Below are 26,202 nucleotides of genomic sequence, written 5' to 3'. Positions count from 1 at the left end.
AATGCTAGTCGTGGACCTGCTCTGGCTTCCCGCCACGGCGATCTACGGCATCGTCCTCTTCTTCTCCTTTTGCGTTGGCATCAATCTCCTGTACATGGTCTTTCTCGCGTGGACGCGGCCGTCGCGTGTGCTCAAGCCGTGTCCGCCCGCGGAATTCCCGCTCGTCACCGTGCAGCTGCCCATCTTCAACGAGCTGTACGTCACCCGGCGTCTGATCCAGGCGGCGTGCGAGCTTGTCTGGCCACGCGACCGGCTGCAGATCCAGGTTCTGGACGATTCCACGGACGAAACGCAGTTTCTGGCCGCCTCGCTTGTGCGGCGGTACGCCGCCCAAGGCATCGACATTCGACACATACACCGATCTGACCGCGTGGGATTCAAAGCTGGCGCGCTTGAAGCGGGTCTGCGTTGTTCCGATGGAGAGTTCATCGCCATATTCGACGCCGATTTCGTCCCACCCGCTGATTTCCTTCACAAGACGATCCCGTATTTCAATCGGGAGGGCGTTGGATTCGTCCAGGCGCGATGGGGGCACCTGAATCAGTCCTACTCGCTGCTGACAGAAATTCAGTCGGTGACCATCGACGTCCATTTTTTCGTCGATCAACCGGCCCGAAATCACGGCGGCTACTTTATGAACTTCAACGGGACGGCCGGGGTTTGGCGACGCGCCGCAATTGAGGACGCCGGAGGCTGGCAGCACGACACGCTGGCCGAAGACCTCGATTTGAGCTATCGGGCGCAGCTTCGCGGATGGGAGGCCGTCTATCTCCCCGACGTCGTAACGCCCGCGGAGCTTCCGGTCACCATCGCCTCCTACCGTTGCCAGCAACGGCGGTGGGCGGCAGGCAGCTTCGCGTGCGCCCTGAAGCTCCTCCCGTCGCTGCTCATCGCGCGTGTGTCGCCGGGCGTCAAGCTGCAAGGAGCTTTTCATCTGCTGGGCTATGGCACGCACTTCTGCCTGCTTGCCATGTTTCTCCTGCAGCCGCTGATGATCTACTATTCGCAGCGCTTCCACACGGTTCACCCGGCAACGGGCGGAGGCTCTCCCGTATGGTCGCTCATCGCTGCCATTCCAGCCCTTGCACCGACGATCTATCTCGCGTTCGCCCAGTGGCGAGCCGGGCGCAATCTGCCCCAGCGTATGCCCTATATCGTGGCTGCCAGCGTCATGGGCGCGGGCATGATGCTCACGACCGTCAGCGCCATGCTCGGCGTGCTCTACCGGAAGAAATCTGTCTTCGAACGCACGCCAAAGTACGGAATCGCTCGCGCGTCCGACTCTTGGGATGGAAAGCGATACACTCTCGGTGTTGACGCGATTCTTGGGGCAGAGTTGCTTCTCGCGTGCTACGCGATGGGGACGATCGCCTATGCGCTGGCGCTAAGAAATTGGGCAAGCTTCGTGTTCTGTTCGTACTTCCTGTGCGGCATGCTGTTCGTGATTGGGGTGAGCTTCGTGCAGCTCAGCGTTCCCATCGCGCCCCGCGCCGTCGCATCGGCCACGACCGGCCAGCGCGACTCGTAATCCTCCCGCTCCACACCACCCATCCGGACGGCCGCGGTGAAGCGTACTAACGTCGGGATGGATCCGTCGTCCGTACCGGATCAGGACCTTGTCGCCCTGGTGTCCGACGGTGACTCGGATGCGCTCGACCAGATCTACCGACGCCACGCGCGTCCGGTGTATTCGCTGGTCTTGCACATCGTTCGGGATCCGACCATGGCGGAAGATGTGACACAGGAAGTCTTCCTCAAGCTCTGGCGGCAGTCCGACGCCTACAACCCAGAGCGCGGCGCCCTCGGCTCGTGGCTCCTGAGCGTGGCCCACAATCGCGCGATCGACCTCTTGCGGCGTCGGCGAGTCCGCGAGGAGTACCCGTTACCGGAGGAGCATGCGTTCAATTCGATGGTGGCCGATGTGGCAGATCCCAGCGACGCCGCGGGCTCCGCCGAAGTTGCCGCGTCGGTTCGTCGAGCCCTTCAACAGATCCCCGAGTCGCAGCGGCAGGCGATCGAGATGGCTTTCTTTCAGGGGAAGACCCACGTGGAGATCTCCGAAGAGTTGGGCGAGCCACTGGGTACAGCCAAGACGCGGATCCGTCTGGGGATGCGCAAGCTCCGCGCGCTGCTCTTGGCCGATGGAGTGGAGATTTAGCCGTGGCGAGCTGCATCGAAGTCGAGGAGCTGCTCGGCTCGTATGCGCTGGGCGCACTTCCGCGCGAAGCGCTGGAGGAGGTGGAGGAGCATCTTGGAGCGTGCGGGGTGTGCCAGAGCCGTGCACGCGAGATGCTCCGCACGGCTTCAACCCTCCGGCTGGGTGTTCCTCAGGTGGATCCCCCGCGGGCGCTGCACGATCGAATCCTCGGCGCTGTTCGCAACCCGCACGAACATGGCACCGGGGCGCCCGAGGACGGGCGGAGCTTGCTCGTTCAGCTGCCCGTGCGTCGTCGACGCGTGGCCGGCCCGGCCTACTGGGCAGGCGCTGCCGCTCTGGTCCTCATGTTCCTGAGCGGCTGGCTCGGGCTGCAAGTCATCGCTCTCCAGCAGTCGGTGGCCACTACGGAAGAGTCGGCCCGACAGGCCTGGGCGGAAGCTGAGGTCGCCGCGGACACCATAGCGCGGTGGAACCAGGCGGGAGCCGCCGGCGCGGCCCACATCGACGGAACGGAGATGGCGCCGGGCGCCTGGGGCACGCTGTACTACGTGCCCAGTCAACAGGATGGTGTGCTGCTAGTTGGTGGATTGCCGAACCTGCCGAAAGATAAGTGCTACCAGCTGTGGCTCATTCGCGGCGACCGGTGGATGAACGGCGGCACGTTCTACGTGGAGAACGATGGGAAGTCCGTGGTGGTGGTCAAGTCACCCATGCCCATGGCGTCGATCGACACGATCCGCGTAACGATGGAGCCCCACGGCGGCAGTGCTGAGCCCCGTGGCGACCGGTACATGTGGGCGCGGCTTGGGAGTAGCTAGTCGCGCATCTTCGACCGACAGGGAACGTCCGTCCGACCGGTCGCGGTTGGCGAGGATAGTAAGTTGCGAGCTGACGCTCGTCAAAGCAAACGTCCGCGCCGGGTTGGCCCATTGTCGCGCTCGCACTCCGGAACCAGCACGTGTGGAGCGCGCCGAACCTGGGGCTGCTGAGTCGCTTCTGCGACCACTTACCTCGTCGCAAGCACCAGCGCAGAACGTGGCGGCGTACGCCGCCATGTTGGTCTCCTCAGCGTTTGCCGGATGAATGGCTTCGCTGACCCATGGAGCAGCGGTAGATCGGCGAGTCAATCTGGACCGTGTGTGCCTCGACGCCGCTGATCTTGATATGGCGGGGTGGACCGGCCTTATGGAGCCTCTGGGGCGCGCATCGCGCTAAACCTGAGGCCCGCGCGTCGTGTCAAGCTTCACCGGCGATCGCGGCCGGACGCTGACGAGTAGAGGATCACCCTGGCCGGAGTCTCCGCAGTCGGAGCGCATCCGCCAGCGCCTCCGCCTCGAACGGCTTGCCCAGCACGACGGCGAGTCCGTCCGCGTTGGGAAGCGCATCGTCCTCCCCGATCGTCAGGATGAACAGCGTTTCCGGATAGGCGCTCGCCGCCGCGGCAAGCACCCCCGGTCCCGCTCCCGGAAGCGCGGGGTTGATCAGCACAAGGCTCACGTACTCCCGCGCCAGGGCGCGGAGCATCTCCGCGCCCGTGGCGATCTCTCGCGTGGCGATGCCGGCCAGCTCCAGCATGCGCGCGCTCCGCGCGCGGTCGGCGGCGCTCGTATCCGCGATCAGCGCGGGGCCGCTCAGCTCCAATCGCTGTGGCTCGGCGGCGTCAGCCGCGACGATGGCTGATCCGAGGCGCGCCATCTGCAGCAGACGCCGGAGCTGCCCCGCCTGGGGCGGCCGCGAGGCGATCAGGACTGGGCCCTCGGGCAGCGAGTGCAGCAGATCGTAGTCCACCGCGCCGCGCACCATCGCCACCACGGGCATGCCGGGTCGACGCTTCGCGATGAGCGAGAACATGCGGAGCCCATCGTCCACCGTCGGGAAATGGATGCTCAGGAACGCCATCAGGAGACGCGTGTCGGACTCGAGGACCTGAACCGCTTCGGACTCGCTCGATGCCGCTACTGTGGGCATGCCTGCCGCGGCGAGCATCCGCCCCAGCGCGTCGCTCGCGTCGTCATCCGCTTCGATGATCAGGATCGCGGGCCGGGCACCCGATCCGATGCGCGTGCCCACACCCACCTGGATCGTGATGAGCCCCTCCGCGGCGAGCCGGCGGAGCGCACTGCGCATCGTCATGCTGGACACGCCGAAGCTCCTGGCAAGCGCCGGATACGAGGGCAACCGGCTGCCTTCGGGGAGCGCTCCGCTCACGATGCGCGCGCGGAGCACCTCGTAGGCTTGCATCGCGCGGGGTCCCAACTCCGCAGAGGCCACCGGTACCCCCAGAATATAGCTAGATAACTTTATACAAGCGGCTTAACAGCTTTGTATGGCCATTACTGGCGGTCTTTAGCAATCATCGCGCCAGGTAGTCGAAAATGATAGTAGTCGTTCGGATATCTCGTAAACCATTCCCATCATCATCCCGCCGAGAGGGATTCCAAACATCGGCCGGATGGCCGATTTCTCGGGGATGGTATGGGGAAGGGGTGGCGCTGCCGGCGTCTTCCTCAAACGCGACGGCGGAGGGCTCCATTCAGTCAGTCGCGTCGGTCTCCGGATCGGGGCGTCCGCTCCGATGTGGACGCCCTCAGTAGATGCGACGCTCGAGCTCCTCCGGCCGGCGAATGACGATGCGCCCGTGCTGCATCTCGAGCACCTCTTGACCACGAAACAGCCCCATAGGCTTGTTCACGCTCTCGCGGGTGGCGCCCACCACGGAGGCCACGTCCGCCCGCGTCAGCCGTAGACCGATCACCGTTCCTTCGGGTCTGGCCATGCCGTAGTCCCGCGCGAATTCCAGGAGCTTCTTGGCCAGGCGAGCCGTCACGTCGAGGAGGACCGCGTCCTCCACGAGCTCGTCCGTCTCTCTCAGCCGACGCGCCAGCAGGCGCCGGCGTTGGCGCAAAGAGTACCACCGCATGATTGTTCGCGGGGGGAAGAGCCCGCTAGAGGGCGACGGCGGCGCGGAGAGCGCCTCGTGGGAGAGCCGGGATCCGGGTCAGGCTCGTCGAAGCGAGAGCACGTCAGCCACCGCGAGCGGCTGGACCGGCTTCTGGATGACCAGGCAGCCACGGCCGGATCCGACGACGTGGGCAAGGCTGTGACCCATCATGGCCACCACCGTGCGCGGGTAGGCCTCGGCGAGCGTCGCCGCCATCTCCGCGCCGCTGCCCGGCATGTGGACGTCCAGGAAGAGATGGCTGTAGGTCGCCCGAGCCAGCGCGAGCAGCATCTGACCTGCGCTCTCCACGAGCGTCACGCGATGCCCCTCGGCCTCGAGCCGCTCGACCGTCGCGGCGTGGCTATCGGGGTCGCTGTCGGCGATCAGCACGTCGACAGCGCCGGTCTGCCGCCGGCGGGCCTGGGCGACAGGCTGGGCCACGAACGTCCCCGCTCCGACGCGGACTGACACCAGCCCCTCGTGGGCGAGCCGCTGGACGGCGAGCCGCACGGTGACCGATGAAACGCCCAGCTCGCGAGCCAGTGTCGGGTACGACGGAAGCCGCTGCCCGACGCTCAGCTCGCCATCAAGAATCCTGAGCCGCAGCAGCTCGTAGGCGCGCTCGACCTGATACCCACCGGCTCTCAGCACACAGAACTCTCAGAGCCATCGACGAGGGTCGACTTTACGCGTGGCTGGAATGCCGTCATCATAAGGATTTCCTACGCGCACGTCCAGCATGACAGCCCGATAGCTCAATAGCGTTAATCTGACTGGGACCCACCCGCGTTACGGATCTTGACAAAGTTTGACATATAGCAGTCTACTTGTCTACCTGATAGCATTGTTCGGTCCTTGTGAGCAGGGGGTCGGGTCGGGCGCTCCGGAGGTGCACGGTGGCCACCAAGCTTTTCGACAGCACGGCGATTCGGGACACGGAGGAGGCCCTCAACTTCATCGAGAATGTGCTCGAGTCATCCACCGAGTACTCGATGATCCACAAAGACCTGAGCGGCACGATCCTGCTTTGGAACGAGGGCGCCCGCCGAATCTACGGCTACGAGCCGGACGAGGTCATCGGCCGCGCCAACTCGGACATCCTGCACGTCCCCGAGGACGTCATGGCCGGCAGGCCGCGCGAGATCATGGAGGCCGCCCTCCGCGACGGGAAGTGGGAAGGCACCCTCAATCGCATGCGCAAGAACGGGCAACGGTTCACTGCCCGCGTCGTGCTCACGCCCCGTCGCGACCAGACCGGCGTCCCGATCGGCTTCCTCCTGATCTCCAAGGACGTCTCGAACGAGATCCAGCTGACCGAGGAGCTCCGGGCGGCGCAGTTCTACACCCGTTCCCTGATCGAGTCTCACATCGACGCGCTGATGACGACAGACCCGCTGGGCATCATCACCGACGTCAACCGCCAGATGTGCGAGATGACCGGCTACGAGCGGGAGACCCTCATCGGCACCCCGTTCAAGACCTACTTCACCGAGCCGGATAGGGCCGAAGACGGCATTCGCCAGGTTCTCGCCGACGAGCGCGTGAGCAACTTCGAGCTCGTCATGCGATCGCGCGACGGGCATGAAACGGTGGTCTCCTACAACGCCGCCGTGTTCCGCGACGCGGATGGCCGTCTCAAGGGCGTCTTCGCCGCCGCCCGGGAGATCACCGATCAGAAGCAGCTGGAGGAGAACCTTCGTCAGGTCCAGAACTACACCCGCGGTCTGATCGAGGCGTCGGTCGACGCGCTCCTCACGGTGGATCCCCAGTTTCAGATCACGGACGTCAACGAGCAAACCGTGCGCATCACGGGCTACAGCCGCGACGAGCTCATCGGCAGCTACTTCCCGGACTTCTTCACCGATGCCGAGGCTGCGACGGCTGGCGTCCGCCAGACCCTCGAAGAGGGGTTCGTCACCAACTACGTGCTGGTGCTGCGGGCCAAGTCCGGCGCGGAGAGCGCGGTTTCGTTCAACGCCTCGGTGTTTAAGGACCCGGACGGCGCCGTCCGCGGCATCTTCGCGTCCGCCCGCGACATCACCCAGCAGATGCGCCTCGAGGAGGAGCTGCGCCAGGCCCAGAACTACACGCGCGGGCTGATCGAGTCCTCGGTCGACCCGATGATCACCGTCGACCAGGACCTCATGATCACCGACGTCAACGAGCAGATGGTCAAGCTGACGGAGGTGCCCAAACAGAACCTCATCGGCAGCCGGTTCGACTCCTACTTTACGGAGCCGGCGTATGCCGCCGCCGGCGTCCGCCAGACCTTGAATCAGGGCTTCGTCACCAACTACGAGCTGACCCTCCGCACCCACGGCGGGCGGGAGGTCCTGGTGTCGTTCAACGCCTCGATCTTCCGCGATCCAGAGGGGAACGTCCGCGGCATCTTCGCCGTGGCGCGCGACGTCACCGACCAGCGCGGCCTCGAGGAGCAGCTCCGCGAGTCGGAGAACTACAGCCGCGGCTTGATCGAAGCGTCCGTGGATGCGCTCGTCACCGTCAACCCGGAGCGGATCATCACCGACGTGAACGAGCAGATGGTGCGATTGACGGGCTACAACCGCCAGCAGCTGATCGGCAGCCCGTTCGCCGGCTACTTCACCGATCCCGTACGAGCCGAGGCCGGGGTGCGGGAGACGTTCGAGAACGGCGTGGTCACCAACTACGAGCTCGTGCTGCGCTCCCGGGCCGGCGCGGAGCTGGCCGTCTCGTTCAACGCCTCGGTTTTCCGCGACATCAGCGGCGCCGTCGCCGGCATCTTCGCGGCCGCCCGCGACATCACCGACCAGAAGCGCCTGGAGCAGGAGCTGCGCGAGCAGCAGGCCTACAACCGCGGTCTCATCGAGTCGAACATCGACGCCCTGATGACGACGGACACGCTCGGCATCATCACCGACGTCAACCGCCAGATGTGCGCGGTCACCGGGCGTGAGCGCGAGGAGCTGGTCGGCACCCCGTTCAAAGAGTACTTCACCGACCCCCAGCGAGCCGAGGACGGCATTCGCCGCGTGCTGACCGAGGGCCGGGTCACGAACTACGAGCTCACGATCGCCGCGGCGGATGGCAAGCAGACCGTCGTCTCCTACAACGCGACGACCTTCACCGGCGAGGATGGCCGGCTGCGTGGCGTGTTCGCCGCCGCCCGCGACATTACGGACCAGAAGCGGCTGGAGCAGCAGCTGCGGGAGCAGCAGGCCTACAACCGCGGCCTCATCGAGTCGTCCGTCGACGCCATGCTCACGGTCGACCCCGACCTGACCATCACCGACGTCAACGAGCAGATGGTCCGCCTGACCGGATACGCCCGCGAGCAGCTCGTCGGCAGCCCCTTCCCGGACTACTTCACCGACGCGGCCAACGCCCGCGCCGGCGTCCGGCGCACCCTGGACGAGGGGTTCGTCACCAACTACGAGCTGCTCCTGCGGTCGCGCCACCGGCGCGAGATCCTGGTCTCGTTCAACGCCTCGATCTTCCGCGACCCCGAGGGCGACATCCGCGGCATCTTCGCCGTCGCCCGCGACGTCACCGAGCAGCGGCGGCTGGAGGAGCAGCTCCGTGAGTCGGAGAACTACAACCGCGGCCTCATCGAGTCCAGCGTGGACGCGCTGGTCACGGTCGATCCCGATGGCGTCGTGACCGACGTCAACGAGCAGATGGTCAATCTCACCGGGTACACGCGCGAGGATCTGATCGGCAGCTCGTTCAAGGAGTACTTCACGGAGCCCGACCGCGCCATCGCCGGCGTCCGTCAGACGCTGGCCGAAGGGTCGGTCACCAACTACGAGCTCGTGCTCCAGTCCCGCAGCGGCCGCCGAACGGTGGTCTCGTTCAACGCGGGCACATTCCAGGACACGGAGGGCCAGATCGCCGGCATCCTGGCCGCCGCCCGCGACATCACCGAACAGAAGCGGCTCGAGCAGGAGCTGCGCGAGCAGCAGGCGTACAACCGGAGCCTCATCGAGTCGAGCGTGGACGCGCTCATGACCGTCGATCCGGACGGCGTCATCACCGACGTCAACGAGCAGACGGTTCGGCTGATGGGGTTCACTCGGAAGCAGTTGATCGGCAGCCGCTTCTTCAGCTATTTCGCGGAGCCGGATCTCGCCCAGGCGGGCGTCTCGCTCACGTTCGCGCAGGGGGTCGTGACTAACTACGAGCTTGTCGTCCGCACCAAGTCGGGCCGCAAGATTCCCGTCTCGTTCAACGCGGCGGTGTTCCGCGACACCGTCGGCACCGTGGCCGGGATCCTCGCCGCCGCCCGCGACAGCACCCTCCAGAAGCGGATCGAGGAGGAGCTGCGCGAGCAGCAAACCTACACCCGCGGCCTCATCGAGTCGAACATCGACGCGCTGATGACCACCGATACGCTCGGCATCATCACGGACGTCAACCGCCAGATGTGCGCGGTGACCGGCCGCGAGCGCGAGGATCTGATCGGAACGCCCTTCAAGAACTACTTCACCGATCCCAGGCGGGCCGAGGACGGCATTCGCCGGGTGCTCACCGAGGAGCGGGTCACCAACTACGAGCTCACGATTCGCGCCGCCGACGGCAAGGAGACCGTCGTCTCCTACAACGCCACAACCTTTACCGGCGCCGACGGGCGGCTGCGGGGGGTGTTCGCGGCCGCCCGCGATATCACGGACCAAAAGCGGCTGGAAGAGCAGATCCGCGAGCAGAACCGCGAGCTGATGGAGACCACGTCGTTCATGAACAACGTGCTAGAGAGCTCGACGGAGTACTCCATCGTCGCGATGGACCTCGAGGGCCAGATTCTGGCCTGGAACGAGGGGGCCCGCCGGAACTACGGCTATACGGCCGAGGAGATGGTGGGTCGCCGGAAGGCGCAGCTCCTGCACGTGCCCGAGGATGTGGAGTCCGGCCGCGTTGCCGCGATCCTGCAGACCGCTATGAGCACCGGTAAGGCCGAGGGCGTCTTCGAGCGGGTGCGCAAGAGTGGCGACCGGTTCACCGCCTCGGTCGCGATCACGCTGCGGCGCGACTCGACGGGCGTGCCCATCGGGTACGTCCTCATCTCCAAGGACATTACTGAGCAGAAGCAGCTCGAGGAGCAGCTCCAGCGGAAGAATGAGGAGCTCGAGGAGCAGTACCGACGCGTGCAGGAAGCCAACCGCCTCAAGAGCGAGTTCCTCGCGAACATGAGCCACGAGCTCAGGACACCGCTCAACGGGATCATCGGATTCGCGCAGCTCATGCACGACGGAAGGGTGGGCCCGGTCTCAGACGAGCACAAGGAGTACCTGGGCGACATCCTGACGAGCTCGCGCCACCTGCTCCAGCTCATCAACGACGTGCTCGATCTGGCCAAAGTGGAATCGGGGCGCATGGACTTCAACCCCGAGCCGGTCCAGGTCGATCAGATCGTCGCCGAGGTGCGCGACGTCCTGCGCACGCTGGCCGCCAGTAAGCTAATCCAGATCGCGGTCGAGGTCGACCCGAGCGTGCTGTCCGTCGTCGCCGATCCGGCTCGGCTCAAGCAGATCCTCTACAACTACCTCTCCAATGCGCTCAAGTTCACCCCCAATGAGGGCAGCGTCGCCGTGCGCGTCGTCCCGCAGGGCCCCGACTGGTATCGGATCGAGGTGCAGGACAGCGGCATCGGGATCGCCGCCGAGGAGATGAACCGCCTCTTCGTGGAGTTCCAGCAGCTCGATGCCAGCATCGCCAAGAAGTACCAGGGCACCGGCCTGGGCCTGGCGCTCACCAAGCGCATGGTCGAGGCGCAGGGCGGTGAGGTTGGCGTGGTCAGCGCCCCGGGCAACGGCAGCACCTTCTCTGCCGTGCTACCGCGCGTGATGCGGCGGCTGGATGAGGAGAATCTGGCCCGCCCGCCGACCCCTACCTCCGCAGTGGCGGGCCCCAATATCCTGGTCATCGATGACAACCCGACCGACCGGGAGTGGCTGGGCCGCATCCTGGGCGAGGCAGGATACGCCGTCACCTACGCCGCGACCGCCGCGGAGGCGATCTCCCACTGCCAGCGGCGCGTGTTCGACGCCATCACCCTCGATCTGCTCCTGCCCGACCTGCCCGGATCCCGGGTGTTGCAGGAGATCCGCACCCGGACCAACAACGCGGAGACGCCGGTCGTCGTCGTGACCGTCATCGCCCAGGCTGATCTCGGGCTGGGCTTCGCGATCCACGACTATCTGCTCAAGCCCGTGAAGAGCGAAGAGCTGCTGGCGGCCATCGGCCGCAGCGGCGCCCAGCCGAACGGATCAGCCTCGATCCTGGTGATCGACGACGACCAGTCGGTGCGGGATGTGCTTCGGGAGGTGCTGGCCGACCACGGGTTCGATCCGGTGTGCGTCGCCGATGGGAAGGCCGGCCTGGAAGCGATCAAGGGAAAAGCGCCCGCGGCCATCGTCCTCGACCTGCTCATGCCCAACATGGATGGCTTCGAGTTTCTGTATGCCCTGCGCCGGAGCCCGGCCGGCCGCCGGGTGCCGGTCATCATCCTGACCAGCAAGGACCTGACCACCGCGGACCGCCGCCAGCTCCAGATGTCCGCGCAGGGGATTGTCCTGAAAGGCGAAGAGGCCACCGAGCGGCTGCTCGCCGAGATCAAAAACTGGGTTCCGCAGCGTTCGACGCGCGCGGCCGGCTCTGCGCCGAAGACCGCCGCTCCTCGGCGACGCGCCGCGGACGCGGCGCTGAAGGAGAACGGATCATAATGACGGGCGGGCGCGTTCTCATCGTCGACGACAACGCCGTGAACCTCAAGCTCGCGCAGGTCACGCTCCGGGTCGAGGGCTACGACGTACGCGTCGCCGCCGACGCGGTCGAGGCTCTCGCGACGATCGGCAGCTTCAGTCCCCAGCTGATCCTCATGGACATCCAGCTCCCCGGCATCGATGGCCTCGAGCTCACCCGCCGTCTCAAAGCCGACCAGGTCACGCATGACATCATCATCCTCGCTCTCACCGCGTACGCCATGAAGGGCGACGAGGAGCGGATGCTGGCGGCCGGCTGCGACGGTTACATCCCCAAGCCGATCGACACGCAGACGCTCCCGGCCATCGTGGCCGGATACCTCAACGGCTCGAGGAGCTGACGATGGACCGATCGGCCGGCCAGCGGGAGATGTCTCCAGAATTCGATCCAGAGGTAAGCCACCAACTGCTGGAGTCGGCGCCGGACGGGCTGGTGATCGTCGATCAGCGGGGGTGGATCGTGTACGTCAACAAGCAGACCGAGACCCTCTTCGGCTACGAGCCGGGCCAGCTTCTGGGTCAGGCGGTCGAGACCCTCGCGCCGGAGCGGCGCCGGGCCACGCACGCAGGCTACCGTGACGGCTTCCTCGCCAATTCCGCCGTGAGGCCGATGGGCGCCGGCCGGGGGCTCTCTGGTCGGCGACGAGACGGCACCGAGTTTCCGGTCGAGATCAGCCTCAGCCCCGTTCAAACGCCCGACGGCGTGCTGGCCATGGGCGCCATCCGCGACATCGTGCGAACGATCGCGCCGGAGAAGCCGCTGCAGATCGATGCGCAGGTCGACCCGTCCGTCCGGTCCGTGGTCACCAACGCGTCCAGGCTCAAGCAGATTCTCTACAACTACCTCTCCAACGCGATCAAGTTCACGCCCGACAACGGGCAGGTCATCGTCCGGGCGGGGTCACAGGACGCCGACTGGTACCGCATCGAGGTGGAAGACACCGGTATCCGCATCCAGACGGGGGAGCGCGGACGCCTGTTCGTCGGGCATCAGCAGCGCGACTCCGGGACAGGCAAGCAATACCTGGGCACCGGGGGTGGGGCTCGCGTTCACCAAGCGGATGGTCGAGGCCCAGGGCGGCGAAGTCGGCGTCACCGGCACGTCCGGCGTCGGCAGCGTCTTTTACGCGACGCTCCCGCGGGTGATGCGACCGGTCGGACATCGAGCAGCATGAGCGGCGATCGGTCAGCTGGCGGACGCAATGCCGGATAGCCCGCCCGCATCCTTCCCACGAAGCCCAGACTCCCTGCGCCGCGCATCCTGAGGGGGGACTTCACCATGGCACGACCGACCATCCTGGCGATCGACGACAACGCCATCACCCGCAAGCTCACCCGCGTCGCGCTCAACGTCGAAGGATACGACGTCGTCGAGGCCGAGGACGGGCGGTCGGGTCTCGAGGCCCTGGAGCAGCGCCGGCCGGACCTGGTGCTCCAGGACATGGTCCTGCCCGACATCGGCGGCATCGAGCTGGTGCGCGCGATCCGTGCGCGCCCGGCCGGGGCGAACATCCCGGTGATCGCGATGTCGGGCTTTCTCTCCGAGATGGAGCTCGCCCAGCGCCTCAAGGCCGGATTTACCGACTTCCTGTTCAAGCCGGTGGAGCCGTCCCATCTGGTGATGACGGTCCGCAGCTACATCCACGCTCGGCCACCGGTCACCACCCCTCCGACCACGACGCGTCGCGTCCTGGTCGTGGACGACGATCCGGTGCAACTGAAGCTGGCCACCTTGCGGCTCAAGCACGAGGGCTACGACGTGTCCGCCGCCGCCGATGGGCAGGAGGCGCTGGCGCTCATCCGTCAGTCCCCCCCGGATCTCGTGCTCGCCGACGTGCTCATGCCCGGGATGGACGGGTTCAGGCTCTGCCGCGAGATCAAGCACGATCCGTCGATCGCGGACACCGCCGTCCTGTTGAACTCCAGCGCGTTCACCGACGAAGCCGATCGCGAGCTCGGCCTCGCGGTCGGCGCCGAAGACCTGCTGCTGCGGACGCCCGATTGGGCCGAGATCCTGGCCGCCGTCCAGCGGGTGCTCGGAGGATCCAGGCGGGCGCCGAGCGCCGAACCCGGAGATCTCCCCGACACGCCGTACCTGGAGCGCATCGTGCGCCAGCTCGAGCGCCTGGCCGAGCAGAACATGAGCCACGTGCGCCGGATCGCGCGCCTCCAGACCGAGCTTGGCATCCTGACCGGCATTTCCGACCTCACCATGCAGCGGATGCCGGCCGCCGACGTCCTCGGGGATCTACTGGGCCGCTGCCTGGACGGGACCGGCCTCTCCACGGGCTGGATCTGCCTGCTCGACGAGTCGGGGGAGCCGGAGCTGGTCGCCCAGCTCGGGCAGGATGTCCCCGCGGATGACCCGAAAGCCTGGCAGGCGCTGATTCGCCACGCCGCGCGGGTGAACGGACCGTCCATTCTCGGCCCGAGCACGGCTCGCGGCGGCTCTGCGCTGCCGCTCGCGACGGGCGCCTCGGCCATCGTGGTCCCCTTGCAGGTCGAGCATGTCGTGGTAGGCGCCATGCTGCTCTCCGCCGGGACCGGCAGGCTTACCGACGCCTGGCTTCCGTTCGCGGCGGCGATCGGCAACCACATGAGCGCGGCTGTGGCGCTGGCCCGGGGGCGCGAGCAGTTGCACCGCAGCGAACTGCGCTACCGGTCCCTCGCTGACGCCATCCCCGTCGGCGTGTTCGAGCTGGCCGACGACCTGTCGTGCGTCTATGTGAATCGAACGTTCGAGGAGATGTCTGGGCTCCTCGGCCCCGGCTGGCGCTCGCTCATCCAGCCCGACGACATGCCCGGGATCGTGCAGTTCCTGCGGACGGCACGCGACGACGACCATCCGTACGAGTTTCCCATCAAGGGGCCGGACGGCGAGATTCGCTGGGTCCAGGCGCGGGCCCACCGGCACATGACCACCGAGGAGGCCGCCATCGTCGGAACGGTGGCCGACATCACTGATCAGAAGCGGGCCGAGATCGCCCTCCGCGACAGCGAGGAAGTCCACCGGGCGGTGGTGGAGAACCTGGCCGAGGGCGTGTCCGTCAATGTCGGCGGCATCCGCACGTTCGTCAACCGCGCCTATCTGGAGATCCACGGCCTGCAGGACGAAGCCGAGGCGCTGAATCGGCCCTTCGACGACCGCGTCGTCGAAGAAGACAGGGAGCGGATCCGGGGCCTCCTGGATGCGCAGCTCCGGGGCGAGCGCGTGGCCACAACCCAGCAGTTCCGAGTCCGGCGCGCGGACGGCCAGGTCCGCACCGTCGAGGGATCCAGGACGTCAATCACGTTGCAGGGCACGCCGGCGATGGTCACCGTTCTCCGCGACCTCACCGATCAGCACGTGGCGGAGATGGCGCTGCGCCAGGCGCAGAAGATGGAGGCGATCGGGCTGCTCGCCGGCGGCATCGCCCACGACTTCAACAACCTGCTCACGGCGATCCTCGGCTTCACGGATCTCATGCTCGCCCACCTGCCGGACGACTCGCCGGCCCGCTTGTTCGCGGATGAGGTGCTCTCCGCCGGCGAGCGCGCCTCGAACCTGACCCGCCAGCTGCTCACCTTCAGCCGCCAGCAGGTGCTGCAGCCCGAGGTGCTCGACCTGAACGGCATCGTGACCGAGATGGACAAGCTGTTGCGGCGCGTGATCGGCGAGAACATCGACCTCGCCACGATCCTGCAGCGCGATCTCTCCCCGGTGAAGGTCGATCGCGGCCAGATGGACCAGGTGATCATGAACCTCGCCGTCAACGCGCGCGATGCGATGCCCGGCGGCGGCAAGCTCACGATCGAGACCGCGGCCGTCGATCTGGACGAGACATACCTGCGGAGCCACGGACGTGGTCAGCTCGGGGTGCAGCCGGGCCGCTACGTGATGCTCGCCGTGAGCGACAGTGGCGTGGGGATGGACGCGGAGACGCAGGCGCGCATCTTCGACCCGTTCTTCACCACGAAAGACGCGGGCAAGGGCACCGGTCTCGGCCTCTCGACGGTGTACGGCATCGTCCAGCAGAGCGGCGGCAGCATCACCGTCTACAGCGAGCCCGGCGTCGGTACCACGTTCAAGATCTACCTGCCGGTCGTCGACGAGGCGCCGGTGGGTATGGCGTCGCGGATCGGCCCCCTAGCTCGAGGCTCCGAGACGCTCCTCCTTGTGGAGGACGAGCCCGGCGTGCGGGCGCTCCTGAAGTCGGTGGTGCGAACGTCAGGCTATCAGGTGCTGGAAGCGCAGACCGGCGAGGAGGCGCTGACCCTCGCCGGCGCCCACGCCGGCCGCATCGACCTCCTGATGACCGACCTGGTCCTGCCGGGCATGACCGGGCGGGAGCTTTCGGACCAGCTCGCCGCGGCCCGTCCCGGGCTGAAGGTGCTGTTCCTCTCCGGCTACACGAGCGACGTGGCCGTCCGCCAGGGCGTTCTCAACGCGAAGATGCCCTTCCTCCAAAAGCCGTTCACCGCGGCGCTTCTTTCCCGCAAGGTCCGCGAGGTGCTGGACTCCGGCGCGTAGCGGCGGCCAGAAAAGATCGGCCACCTGGCCGATTCCCCGAGAGCCCTCCCGACCGCACCATGTACGTGACAGCCGAGCGAGCGGTCACGTAGCATCGGGAGGTGCATTCATGATCAGCCAGCAGTCCACTTCAAGGACGTTCAGCGCCGCGTGGGCGCGCTCGGTCGAGCGCGAGCGGGTGCGCCACTTCGAGGGGCTCCCATCGGAGCCGCCCGCCGAGCTCGTGCTCCGGGCGCGGCAGCTACGGGCCAAGCGCGAGTCTGCCCGTTTCCAGCGGCTCGTCGTCTTCGAGCTCGCGATGCTGACGGCAGTCACGCTCACCGTGACGCGCGTGATCCAGCTCGTGGCGAGCGCGCTTCCATTTTGAGCATCAGGGATGGGAGGCCCGTCTGAGCATCAGGAAGCAGGGCCCGGCTCCGCCGCGTTGAGGCCGAGTTGGACGGCGCGCACCGCCGCCTGCGTGCGATCCGAGACCCCGAGCTTCGAGATGATCCGCTCCACGTGGCTCTTCACGGTGGCGCGGGTTATCGCGAGCGCCCCGGCGATCTCCCCGTTGGTCTTCCCCTCTACGATACAGCCCAGCACCTCCAGCTCACGAGCGCTGAGCGAGCCGGCTATCGGCCCGGCAGCCTTTGGTTCTCCGGCGATCCGCTGGACCAGGCGGGCCATCAAGCCCGGATCCAGCAGCGACTCGCCCCCCAGCACCCGACGAATCCCCCCGACGATCTCGCTCTTCGAGCTGCCCTTCAGCAGGTAACCTGCCGCCCCGGCCTGGACCGCCGCCAGCAGATAGTCCGGGTCCTCGTGCATGGTGAGGATCACCACGCTCGTCGCCGGCTGCGCCTCTTTGATGCGGCGTGTGGCTTCGAGCCCATCCATCTCCGGCATTCGGATGTCCATCAACACGAGGTCCGGCTTCACGAGTGCGGCCCGCGTGATCGCCTCTCGCCCGGTCGCCGCCTCCGCTGCGATCTCTAGATCGCGCTGACCCGCGAGCAGGCTGATCACCCCGGCGCGCGCAAGCTCGTGATCGTCGACCACCATGATCTTCCATGAGCGCCCGGAGCCCCGCGAGTCGGCGCCTGAGGTCGGCAGTCCTGTCATGTCACCTCCGGCGGCAGCGGAATGCTGGCGATCACCCGGGTGCCGCGGCCGCGGCTGCTGGTGATCGACAGCTCGCCCCGCAGCATCGCGACGCGTTCCCGCATTCCGGCCAGGCCGACGCGCTCGCCTGGCCCTGCCGCCTCGCGTACCGCGGACACCGCGAAGCCATCGCCCCAATCGCGCACGTCGAGCTCCACCGCGCTCTCCGCGCGCCGCAGCGAGACGCGGACCTTTCGCGTATTGGCGTGGCGGCGCGCGTTGGAGAGCGCCTCCTGCGCGACGCGGAAGAGCGAGGTCTCGACCGTGGCGGGAAGGCGGCCGCCGCCTGTCTGGTCGACGAGCTCGACCGACCAGCCGTTGTTGCGCAGGGCGTCGACCTCCAGCCGCACGGCCGCGACGAGCCCGAAATCGTCCAGGGCGGTGGGCCGCAGGCCGGCGATCAGCCCGCGCGCCTCGCTGACGGTCCGCCGGGCCAGCGCCGCCGCCTGGTCCAGCTCCTGGCGCGCAGCCGGCGAGCGGCCGCGATAGCGTGAGGCGAACGCCTCCAGGTGCTGCTGGGCGGCCGCGGCGACCTGGGCGAACCCATCGTGGATCTCATACGCGACGCGCCTGCGCTCCTCTTCCTGGGCGACCAGCAGCCGCTCCAGCAGTTGCTGGCGCTCCGCCTCGGCCTTCCTGCGGAGGGAGACGTCGCGCAGGATCACCGCGTACGTGCCGTCCTCGCCGTACGCGACGGACAGCTCGGCGGGAAACGCAGCCCCGTCGCGGCGATGGGCGAGCAACTCCCGATGGAGGGAGGCGCCGCCTTCGGAGCCGGCGCGGCCGTCGCTTCCCGGGGGCGGCACCGCCAGCGGGGTTGCCAGGAGGAGCCCGAGCGGCTTGCCCGCGACCTCGTCGGGCGCGTAGCCAAATATGCGCTCGGCGCCGCGATTGAAGCGGGCGATTATCCCGTCTGCGGCGACCAGGATGATCGCCTCGGGCGCCGTATCCAGGATGAGGCCGAGTCGCGCTTCGCCCGCCTCACGCTCCTGGAGGCGCGCGGCCCGGGCACGCGTGTCTTCGAGCTCGCGATGGAGCGCGGTGAGTCTGGTCAGCGTCTGCGCGCGACCCAGCAGCTCGGCGGGGTCGAACGGCTTGGTCAGGAAGTCGTCGGCTCCAAGCTCCAGCGCACGGAGCCGGTCGGCGCGCTCGGTCGATGCCGTCAGAATGACCACCGGTATCGCGCGGGTTGAATCCTGGCTCTTGAGGGCGCCGACCGTCTGGAACCCGTCCATGATCGGCATGGAAAGGTCGAGGAAGATCAGGTCAGGCTGGAGGGACACCGCGGTCTGAATCCCCTCGACCCCATCCGAGGCCGCCGCGATGCGGTAACCGGCGAGCTCCAGCTCGAGGCGGATCAGCTTGACATTGCTCGGGTCGTCGTCCACGACGAGGACGAGCGGCGCCCGTCGTTGAGCGGATCCTTCTTCGTCCATCCGCGGCAGCCCCACGCGCTCGCGGAGCCCCGCGCTGTCCGATGGCGGAACGCCGCAATGGGGCTCTCACGAGACCGAACGGGATGATCCTACCACGGGCGGTGCTACCCGTCTTGCGAGATCAGGCGAGGGCTGCGAGCGGCGCTTCGTGACGACGGCCGTGCGGAGCGGCGGCGTCGAGCGCATCGCGCACCTTGTGGAGAAGCAGCGGCGGGAGTTGACGTGATGTCTCGAGGTTCAGAAGAAATGCGGAAGGTTCTCGGTGCCAATCCGCCGGTGCCTGTCCGGACCCAACCCCACGGGCCTTTTGGCGTGCTTCAACTCCAGGGAGAAATCGCCGAATGCCTCCAAACGAGCGCCACGCCAGGACGACCATCGGACCCAGCGTGGACATTTCGTCGATTGGTGGGATTCCGGCCACAGACGTGGCATGCCTTGGCCGAGATGGCCGCCAGGCTAAGCACGCCCCGGCGGCGGGTGTGCCCCGGGCAACTGGCAGCGAGCCTGATTGAGGACAGCGTCACAAAACGCTCCTCGCCATCCGGACGCTTCTCCGAACCCCTATCCCGCACGATCGCCTCATCAGGTGCGAGCCATTCGGATTCCGTGGCTTCGTCCCAGCCTTCGCAAAATTTGCCGCTTGTCGGCCAGTCGTTTAGCGAACCGACATCAGAGGCGCGGCCGGAAGTTTGTCGGTCATCCTGAAGTCAAGCGAAGCATCCCGTTCGTCGCCGTGATCCATCCGCGGAGTCTTCGCCGGCGGGCACAGAACGTCAGTTTCCATCCGGCCTTCTACGAGGTGGTCAGCGGCTCGATCGCCCGGAAATACTTGCCGCGGAAGAATAGCAACGGCTGCGCATCCGTCGCATCGAGATCGACGGCTTCGCCGATGAAGATCCGATGAGTCCCAAAGTCCATCGAGTCGACGACGCGGCAGTCCAGGTAGGCGAGGGCGCCGTCGAGAATCGGCGCCCCGGTCTTTCCGATTCGATGCGGAACCCCGATCAAGGCGGCCTCGGGCGTGTCCGGCTTCGCGCAGCCCCGGGAAAGGGCTTCCTGGTGCTCCGCCAGAATGTTGACGCAGAAGACCTGCCCGGCGTCGAGAAGGCCGAAGGTGATCGCCTCGCGATTGACGCAAACGAGGACGGAAAGGGGATCGAGGGACACCGAGGCGACCGAATTCGCCGTCATCCCCCGCACCTCTCCCGCGTGAGCCGTCGTCACGATCGTGACCCCCGTGGCAAACGTTCCCATAACGCGGCGAAACTCATCCTTTGTTGGCGACACATTCAGTTCCTTTACGGCTTATTCCCATGGAGCGCCGCGTAGACGCGCTCCGCGGTGATGGGCATGGTGCGAACGCGTACACCCACCGCGTCCTCGACGGCGTTGGCGATGGCTGGGGCAACAGCGTTATTGGTCAGCTCGCCTGCGGCCTTGGCGCCAAAGGGACCGGGGCCTGATGCGCTCGGCAGCATCACGACGCGGAGCGGTGGAACATCCATGTGCGTGGGCAGCTTGTAGTCACCGAGGGTCAGGGTGCTCACGCGGCCGTCCGCGAACTCCAGCTCTTCCATGACGGCGTTGCCGAGCCCGAAGACGAATCCGCCTTCGAGCTGCCCCGAGTGCGCGATGGGGTTGATGACCGTTCCGACGTCGACCACTTCGAGCGCTTCGACCGGGCGCACCTGGCCCGTGTCGGGGTCGACTTCGACCTCGATCATGTAGGCGCAATAGTTGGCGATGCCCTCGTCTTCCTCGACGTGCTCTGCGCTGTCATACGCGCCGAAACCCTCGACGGTGCCGCCGCGAAGGATTCGTGCCACGACCTCCTCGTACGCGGCAGACTCGCCGGAGCCATCGGTGGTGATGAAGCGGTCGTCGCGCAGCTGGACCGCGGCAGCAGGCCAGCCCATGACCTCCGCGGCCAGCTCCTCCAGCTTATTCTTGAGGTCCGTCGCGCCGGCAATCGTTGCCTGCCCCAGAACGCGCGTCAGCCGGCTTCCGCCGGGCCCCGGGTTGAGCGGCGCTTCCGCGGTCGTACCGTAGCGCGCGATCACGCGATCAGGCGAGACCGACAGGACCGCGGCGCTGACCCTGCGCACCAGCGTGGCGGAGCCACCGCCCTGATCCGGGGCGCCGTGGATCGCCTCGATCATTCCGTCGGGACGGAGGCGGATCAAGATTTCCGCGCGTCCCGCGCCGACGTCCCGGGAGCGCAGCGAGATTCCTCTGCCGTGGTTGGCGGGAAGCGGGTGTGTCTTCCAGCCCGACTCGCGCTTCAGCGCCTCCAAGACCTCTACGGCCTGCGGGTTTTGGACCCGCTCGCCGGTCGGTCCGGTCCTGCCTTCGCGCACAGCGTTCAGGATTCGAAAATCCAGCGGGTCCATCCCCAGCTCGCGGGCGATGTGATCGATGTGGGACTCGCCGACGAACCCGGTGTGCGCCGCGCCGGGGGCGCGCATTTGACCGCCCGGGACCTTGTTGGTGTAGACCATGAAGGTCTCTAGCCGTGCGTGAGGCACGGCATAGACCTCGAGGGCGCTCCAGCCATCGAGGATGGGGCCGGGAAGGGGCCGTGCCCCCGCATACGCGCCGTCGTCGTAGTAGACGCGCGACTCGTGCGCCAGGATTCGGCCGTCCTTGCCGACCGCCGTGCGCAGATGGAATTTTGCGCCGTGTCGCGGAGCGGCGGACTCCAGCTCTTCGGCGTAACTCATGACCGACTTGATCGGTCGCCCGGTCGCCGCGGCCAGGAAGTAGCAGGGGAACTCTTCGATCGAATGCCCCTTTCCGCCGAAGTCACCGCCGATGAACATCGAGTCCACAACGATGCGCTCCGCCGGCAATCCGGTCACGATTGCCATCTGGTGCTGGATCACGAATGGGGCCTTGTTGGTCGAATGGATGTGAACGATTCCGGCCGGGTCGATCCAGACGACGCACGCGCGCGGCTCGATGTAGCCCTGGTGTTGCCGAGCGGCGAGGAACGTGTCTTCCACCACGACATCGGCTTCCGCAAAGATCCGATCGAGGTCGGAATCGTCCTTGGTAATGAGGCGGTACCCCTGGAGATTGGGATGCGGCACGGGCGGCCGTTTGCCAGGCTCGTACCGGTACTCGGCGGCAGCCGGATGGATGATTGGGGCGCCCTCGGCGAGCGCCTCCTCCGCGTCGAAGACCGCGGGAATCTCCTCATATTCGACCTGGATGAGCCTCACGGCCTCTTCCGCGATCTGAGGCGATTCCGCCGCCACCGCCGCAACCCGCTCGCCGATGTAGCGGACCTTCTCGTAGGCCAGGATTGGCCAGTCCCAGAGCACTTTGCCCACGCGCTTTGGTCCGACGTCCGCGCCGGTAATGACCGCGTGTACGCCCGGCAGTGCACGCGCGGCTGAGGTATCGATGGATCGGATGAGCGCATGGGCGTGGGGGCTTCGCAGGAATTTCGCCCACAACATCCCGGGGAGCTGAATATCAGCAGCGTAGCGCGCCCGGCCGGCGACCTTGAGCGGTCCTTCCACGCGATACTCGGGCTCCGCAAGCGCGGCCGCGATGTCGGCTGGGACAGCCGTGCGAGGTCTGTGGTCACCATCCCCTTGAGACAGGGCTTCGCGCATGATCACTCCTCTCCACCAACAACGCGATTCCGAAAGCCGGTGACACGGGGTTCTGGTTCGCCCGGGACCGAGTTAGGCGGCAGTCGGCGGGAATTCGGCCTCAATCCAACGCTCAGGCGCGCTTTTCTTGGAGCATGCGCTCGTAATTGAAGTTGGTCATCACGTCGAGTATCGATTGCCCCTGGCGGACGGCTTCGGCCATCGCCTCTTCGCGTGCGACGATGTCTTCCGCCGCGGATAGGACCGCCTCGAGGTTGTCCTGCGCGATCACCACGACACCGCTTCCGTCGGCGATGATCCAGTCGCCCGGTCTGACCTGGACGCCGCCAATCTGGACCATGACGTTCCACGCTTCCTGCTGGATGCGGCCCCGCGCGGTAATCGGAACCACGGCGCGGGTGAAGACTGGGAATCCCATCTCCCGAATCGAATCGACGTCCCGGCACGCGCCGTCGATCACCGCGCCGCTCAGGCCGCGGATCTTGGCCGCCAGCGATTGCAGATCGCCCAGACAGGAAACGTCCGGACGCCCGGAGTTGTCGATGACCAGGACTGAACCGGGATCTGCGGTGGAGATCGCGTGGATGTTGATGTGCTGGGCTGGCGGTGTGGGGCCGGCCGCTATCGCTTTGACCGTCACCGCCGGGCCCGCGACACGGGGCGCTTGCCACACGGGCCGAATTCCGTACGTGGCGCCTTTCATGTGAAGCTGGTCGAGCGCGTCTGACACCGCTCCGGTGTCCAACTTGAGCAATCGCTGCTGAGTGACCGTATCCATGCGCCAGCCCTCCGTCGTCGGCTCTATGTCGCCTGGGGAATGGATGCGGCGCGCCGTGTCGTAGCGCGCATGCCCAGCACGCAAAACACCGCGGCCATTACACCCCAAAACAGCGTGAGCCCCACGAATGATCGCAGACGAAAGTCGGAAACGAGCAACGTTGGGAGCCGAATCGGGTCCGGGCTGGCGGGAATCACCAGAAATGCGATGCCGCTGTACGCGGCGAGGAGCAGGACGGCTGCGCCCGAGGCGATCCAACCGTTCCACCGCTTCGATGCGTACGAGCCCATCACGATCGTCGCGACGGTTCCCGTCACTGACACGGCGAGCGTCGCGACGTACAGCAACTGGCGGTAACCGATTGTGGCATCCTCGCCGACGCCCGGCGGGTTGGCGGGGAACTTCAAGAATGGGAAGAGGGCGACTGCCCAGTAGCCGGCGAGCGCGATGACGAGGGCACGTCGCGTCGCGCTCGTTGTCCAGATGAGTCTCCCCAGAAGCTGGATGGCGACGGCGTACAACGCGGACCAGGTTGCGCCGTAAATGAGGAACCCAACAAAGAGACCGATCCGTTGAACGTCGCGGCTCACAACCTCGACGTGCGGCGTGGGGGCGATGCCCTCCTCGATGGCGATCGCGTGTTCGATGAGCGGCTCGGTTGCGAAGAAATGATAGGTTGCGACCGCGGCTCCAGCGATCAGCCCAGCGACAATCGCCCGAATGAGAAGTTTTCCAAACGAGATCTCAGCCAAGCCGCCTACCCGCGAACCGGCGTACGCAGGGCTAATGGCAGGGGAAGCCGGCCGCGTGCCGCGCGTCGTGGACGAACTCGTGGATCAGGTTCGTGTCGAAGGCGACATTCCCCTGCACAAGACTCAGGAGCAAACCCTGATCGAGGGCAAGCACGTACAGGGCAAAGATTCCAAGCAAGGCGGCCGGGATCAGAGCTGCGTGCGGGCGGTGAGCGGGGGCGAACACGTGCTCCATGAGCAAGCTCCCTGGCGGTTGATGTGCCGGGTCTCCCGTGGCGGCGTGAGCGGATCGGTCCGGGGTCAAGCGCTGTCGCTCGTGCTAGTAATATCGTCTGGGAGAGGGGTGCGTCAATCTCGGGCGCCGGTGCCCTGCCGCGCGGGAAGTGCTCCCAGCGGAATAGCCTGGCGAATCAGCTCCAGCTCGTCCTTTCGAACGCCGCCTAGGGCGACGAGCGCGAGGCTGTACATCACCGCTCCAGACAGCACCGCGAACCCGATTGACCCATTCCCGACGAGCCATACCACCGGCGCCATGATGCCCGCCGCGACGAGGGGTCGCCATCCCTGCCGCAGTGCGCCTTGGACTCGAATGCGGGTCCGCAGGGCGACGAGAAACAGGGTCAGCAGGAGGACCTCCGAGGCCACGGTAACGATGGCGGCGCCGACGTAGCTCCAGCGCGAGACGGCGAAAAGGTTCACCACGGCATTGAACAACGCCGCGCCGAAAAAGGCGACGGTGATGAAGCGCTGTCGGTTGGCTGCGATGAGCACATACTGCAGCAGGCTGTTTACGAACCCGAACGGTGCGTACCAGACCAGGATCCGCAGCGCGATGGCAGCGTGAGGCAGATACTGCTCGCCGGCAAACCCGCGGATCAGCGGCTCGGCGAGCAGCGTGGCGCCGACGGAGATTGGAAAGGCGATGCTCAAAAGCGCCTTCAGGGCGATCTCGACGATGCGGGACATCTCAGCCGAAGGATGCGCTGTCGGCCCGGTGGAGCCGTCGGAGATACGGGAGAGAATCGGGAAGAGGGCCAGCGTGACGTTGGCCGGGATCGTCCCGATTCCGTCGATGAATTTGTATGCGGATCCATACCACCCAAGCGCGGCGTCTCCGGCCATCGCCCGCAAGATCAACCCGTCGACGCGAAAGAAAAGCGTAGCGAGGAGATTGTTGATCATCAACGGGTATGAATCCTGGACCATGGCGCGCGCGCTGGAAAACGAAACAGTGGGGTGAGGTGTGCCGACAAGCCGAACGAAGAGCGCGGCCAGGACAGCGGCCGTGGCCAGGTTGACGCCAACCGATACGGCGCCAATCCCCACGATTCCCAGCCCAGCGGCGAGGACGACGACGCCGGACACGACCTTCATGGCGCTCGTGAAGATCGTCACCAGTGCGGGGACCTCCATGCGCTCGGCGGCGTTAAAGAGCGCGCCTGCAATCCCGGACGCGTTGGAGACCCCGATCCCGAGGGTCAGGAGAAGCAGCGTGAGGCGCACCTCGTCCGCGATCCCAATGGTGGATGCCAGTGGCCCAGCAATGAGGGCTGATATTGCCATGGCTCCAGCCCACATGGCGCCCCGAACGACCAGCGCGCCCCCGAGGTAGCGTCCGGCGGCTCCCGGATCGCGCGCAACATCTCGGGTGATCAGTACGGCCAGACCGAAGTTGATGAGAATGTCAAAATAGCCCACGACCAGGACGGCCCAGGTGTACCGCCCCACCTCGGTTGGTCCGAGGACGCGCAGCATAACAATGGCGAAACCGAAGTCGAGGCCACGGTTGATGAGGTTCGCGACGGTGGGGACCGCCGCGTTCTTGGCGATTCGCTGAGCCGCGGTTAGGCGGGTCGGCGGGATTTGACCGTGCCCGGGCGCAGAGGGACCATTTTCGACGTGTCCGTGGTCGGGGGACGCGGAATCGGCGAGGATCATTCCGGCGATGGGAAGGATCGTCCGGCCTCCTCGGACGGCGCAGGCCCGCCGCAATGTGGCGGATGGAACCGAGTATAGCAGGCTCAATCAACGGGAACGGCCGGCAATGCGGCCCGATGTGACGCTGTTGGGGTGAGATTGACCTGGTCGAGCGCAGTTGAGACGGTGATAATCCCAGGCAGGTCGACG

The 26,202-nt window shown here is 66.5% G+C and carries 19 protein-coding genes; 8 read left to right on the top strand and 11 right to left on the bottom strand.

What is annotated here, in order from left to right:
- The 3 genes from VFC51_00770 to VFC51_00760 all read left to right on the top strand — a co-directional run.
- Positions 1-1,528 (top strand): cellulose synthase family protein (locus tag VFC51_00770; GenBank protein ID HZT05539.1); only part of this gene is annotated, 1,528 nt, incomplete at its 5' end.
- 36 nt (positions 1,529-1,564) lie between these two features.
- A complete protein-coding gene (locus VFC51_00765; protein HZT05538.1) occupies positions 1,565-2,158 on the top strand; it encodes a sigma-70 family RNA polymerase sigma factor in 594 nt (197 codons plus the stop codon).
- Between the two features lie 2 nt (positions 2,159-2,160).
- Entirely contained in the window at positions 2,161-2,976 is an 816-nt protein-coding gene (locus tag VFC51_00760; GenBank protein HZT05537.1) for an anti-sigma factor, read from the top strand.
- A 463-nt stretch (positions 2,977-3,439) separates the two neighbouring features.
- On the opposite strand, the gene VFC51_00755 is transcribed toward VFC51_00760, so the two are convergent.
- The 3 genes from VFC51_00755 to VFC51_00745 form a co-directional block, all read right to left on the bottom strand.
- Positions 3,440-4,399, bottom strand: a complete 960-nt coding sequence (locus VFC51_00755) for a GntR family transcriptional regulator (protein ID HZT05536.1) — start codon at positions 4,397-4,399, stop codon at positions 3,440-3,442.
- Positions 4,400-4,745: 346 nt separating this feature from the next.
- Positions 4,746-5,009, bottom strand: a complete 264-nt coding sequence (locus VFC51_00750; GenBank protein ID HZT05535.1) for a helix-turn-helix domain-containing protein — start codon at positions 5,007-5,009, stop codon at positions 4,746-4,748.
- 147 nt (positions 5,010-5,156) lie between these two features.
- Positions 5,157-5,750, bottom strand: coding sequence for a GntR family transcriptional regulator (locus VFC51_00745; GenBank protein ID HZT05534.1), 594 nt, complete (start codon positions 5,748-5,750; stop codon positions 5,157-5,159).
- A gap of 245 nt (positions 5,751-5,995) precedes the next feature.
- Here VFC51_00745 and VFC51_00740 point away from each other — a divergent pair, with 245 nt between their 5' ends.
- The 5 genes from VFC51_00740 (at position 5,996) to VFC51_00720 (ending at position 16,713) form a co-directional block, all read left to right on the top strand.
- Positions 5,996-11,797: a PAS domain S-box protein gene (locus tag VFC51_00740; GenBank protein ID HZT05533.1), complete on the top strand. Its 5,802-nt coding sequence runs from the start codon at positions 5,996-5,998 to the stop codon at positions 11,795-11,797.
- Positions 11,797-12,177, top strand: a complete 381-nt coding sequence (locus tag VFC51_00735) for a response regulator (GenBank protein ID HZT05532.1) — start codon at positions 11,797-11,799, stop codon at positions 12,175-12,177. Before VFC51_00740 ends, VFC51_00735 begins: the two co-directional genes overlap by 1 nt.
- Positions 12,178-12,179: 2 nt before the next feature.
- Positions 12,180-13,049 (top strand): PAS domain S-box protein, encoded by an 870-nt coding sequence (locus VFC51_00730; GenBank protein HZT05531.1) that lies wholly within the window; start codon positions 12,180-12,182, stop codon positions 13,047-13,049.
- Positions 13,050-13,115: 66 nt separating this feature from the next.
- Positions 13,116-16,346 (top strand): response regulator, encoded by a 3,231-nt coding sequence (locus VFC51_00725; GenBank protein HZT05530.1) that lies wholly within the window; start codon positions 13,116-13,118, stop codon positions 16,344-16,346.
- A gap of 109 nt (positions 16,347-16,455) precedes the next feature.
- On the top strand, positions 16,456-16,713 hold the full coding sequence (locus tag VFC51_00720; GenBank protein HZT05529.1) for a hypothetical protein: 258 nt from the start codon (positions 16,456-16,458) through the stop codon (positions 16,711-16,713).
- Between the two features lie 29 nt (positions 16,714-16,742).
- On the opposite strand, the gene VFC51_00715 is transcribed toward VFC51_00720, so the two are convergent.
- The 8 genes from VFC51_00715 to VFC51_00680 all read right to left on the bottom strand — a co-directional run bounded on the left by VFC51_00715 (position 16,743) and on the right by VFC51_00680 (position 26,100).
- Entirely contained in the window at positions 16,743-17,450 is a 708-nt protein-coding gene (locus VFC51_00715) for a response regulator transcription factor (protein HZT05528.1), read from the bottom strand.
- The gene (locus VFC51_00710; GenBank protein ID HZT05527.1) at positions 17,447-18,925 is read right to left on the bottom strand and encodes a response regulator; all 1,479 of its coding nucleotides are present in this window, start codon (positions 18,923-18,925) and stop codon (positions 17,447-17,449) included. Before VFC51_00710 ends, VFC51_00715 begins: the two co-directional genes overlap by 4 nt.
- Before the next feature lie 792 nt (positions 18,926-19,717).
- A complete protein-coding gene (locus tag VFC51_00705) occupies positions 19,718-20,212 on the bottom strand; it encodes a flavin reductase family protein (protein ID HZT05526.1) in 495 nt (164 codons plus the stop codon).
- An 11-nt stretch (positions 20,213-20,223) separates the two neighbouring features.
- Positions 20,224-22,545 (bottom strand): xanthine dehydrogenase family protein molybdopterin-binding subunit, encoded by a 2,322-nt coding sequence (locus tag VFC51_00700; GenBank protein ID HZT05525.1) that lies wholly within the window; start codon positions 22,543-22,545, stop codon positions 20,224-20,226.
- A gap of 112 nt (positions 22,546-22,657) precedes the next feature.
- Positions 22,658-23,323, bottom strand: coding sequence for an RraA family protein (locus VFC51_00695; protein ID HZT05524.1), 666 nt, complete (start codon positions 23,321-23,323; stop codon positions 22,658-22,660).
- A gap of 23 nt (positions 23,324-23,346) precedes the next feature.
- The gene (locus VFC51_00690) at positions 23,347-24,075 is read right to left on the bottom strand and encodes a CbtA family protein (GenBank protein HZT05523.1); all 729 of its coding nucleotides are present in this window, start codon (positions 24,073-24,075) and stop codon (positions 23,347-23,349) included.
- Between the two features lie 31 nt (positions 24,076-24,106).
- Complete coding sequence (locus VFC51_00685; protein ID HZT05522.1) at positions 24,107-24,310, bottom strand: CbtB-domain containing protein; 204 nt, start codon at positions 24,308-24,310, stop codon at positions 24,107-24,109.
- Positions 24,311-24,423: 113 nt separating this feature from the next.
- Positions 24,424-26,100: a flippase gene (locus tag VFC51_00680; GenBank protein HZT05521.1), complete on the bottom strand. Its 1,677-nt coding sequence runs from the start codon at positions 26,098-26,100 to the stop codon at positions 24,424-24,426.
- Positions 26,101-26,202: the final 102 nt, after the last annotated feature.

The sequence above is a fragment of the Chloroflexota bacterium genome (genome assembly GCA_035652535.1).
Taxonomy (GTDB): domain Bacteria; phylum Chloroflexota; class UBA6077; order UBA6077; family SHYK01; genus DASRDP01.
The sequence above is the reverse complement of the archived record's forward strand: the minus strand, read 5'-3'. Positions and strand labels throughout refer to the sequence as shown.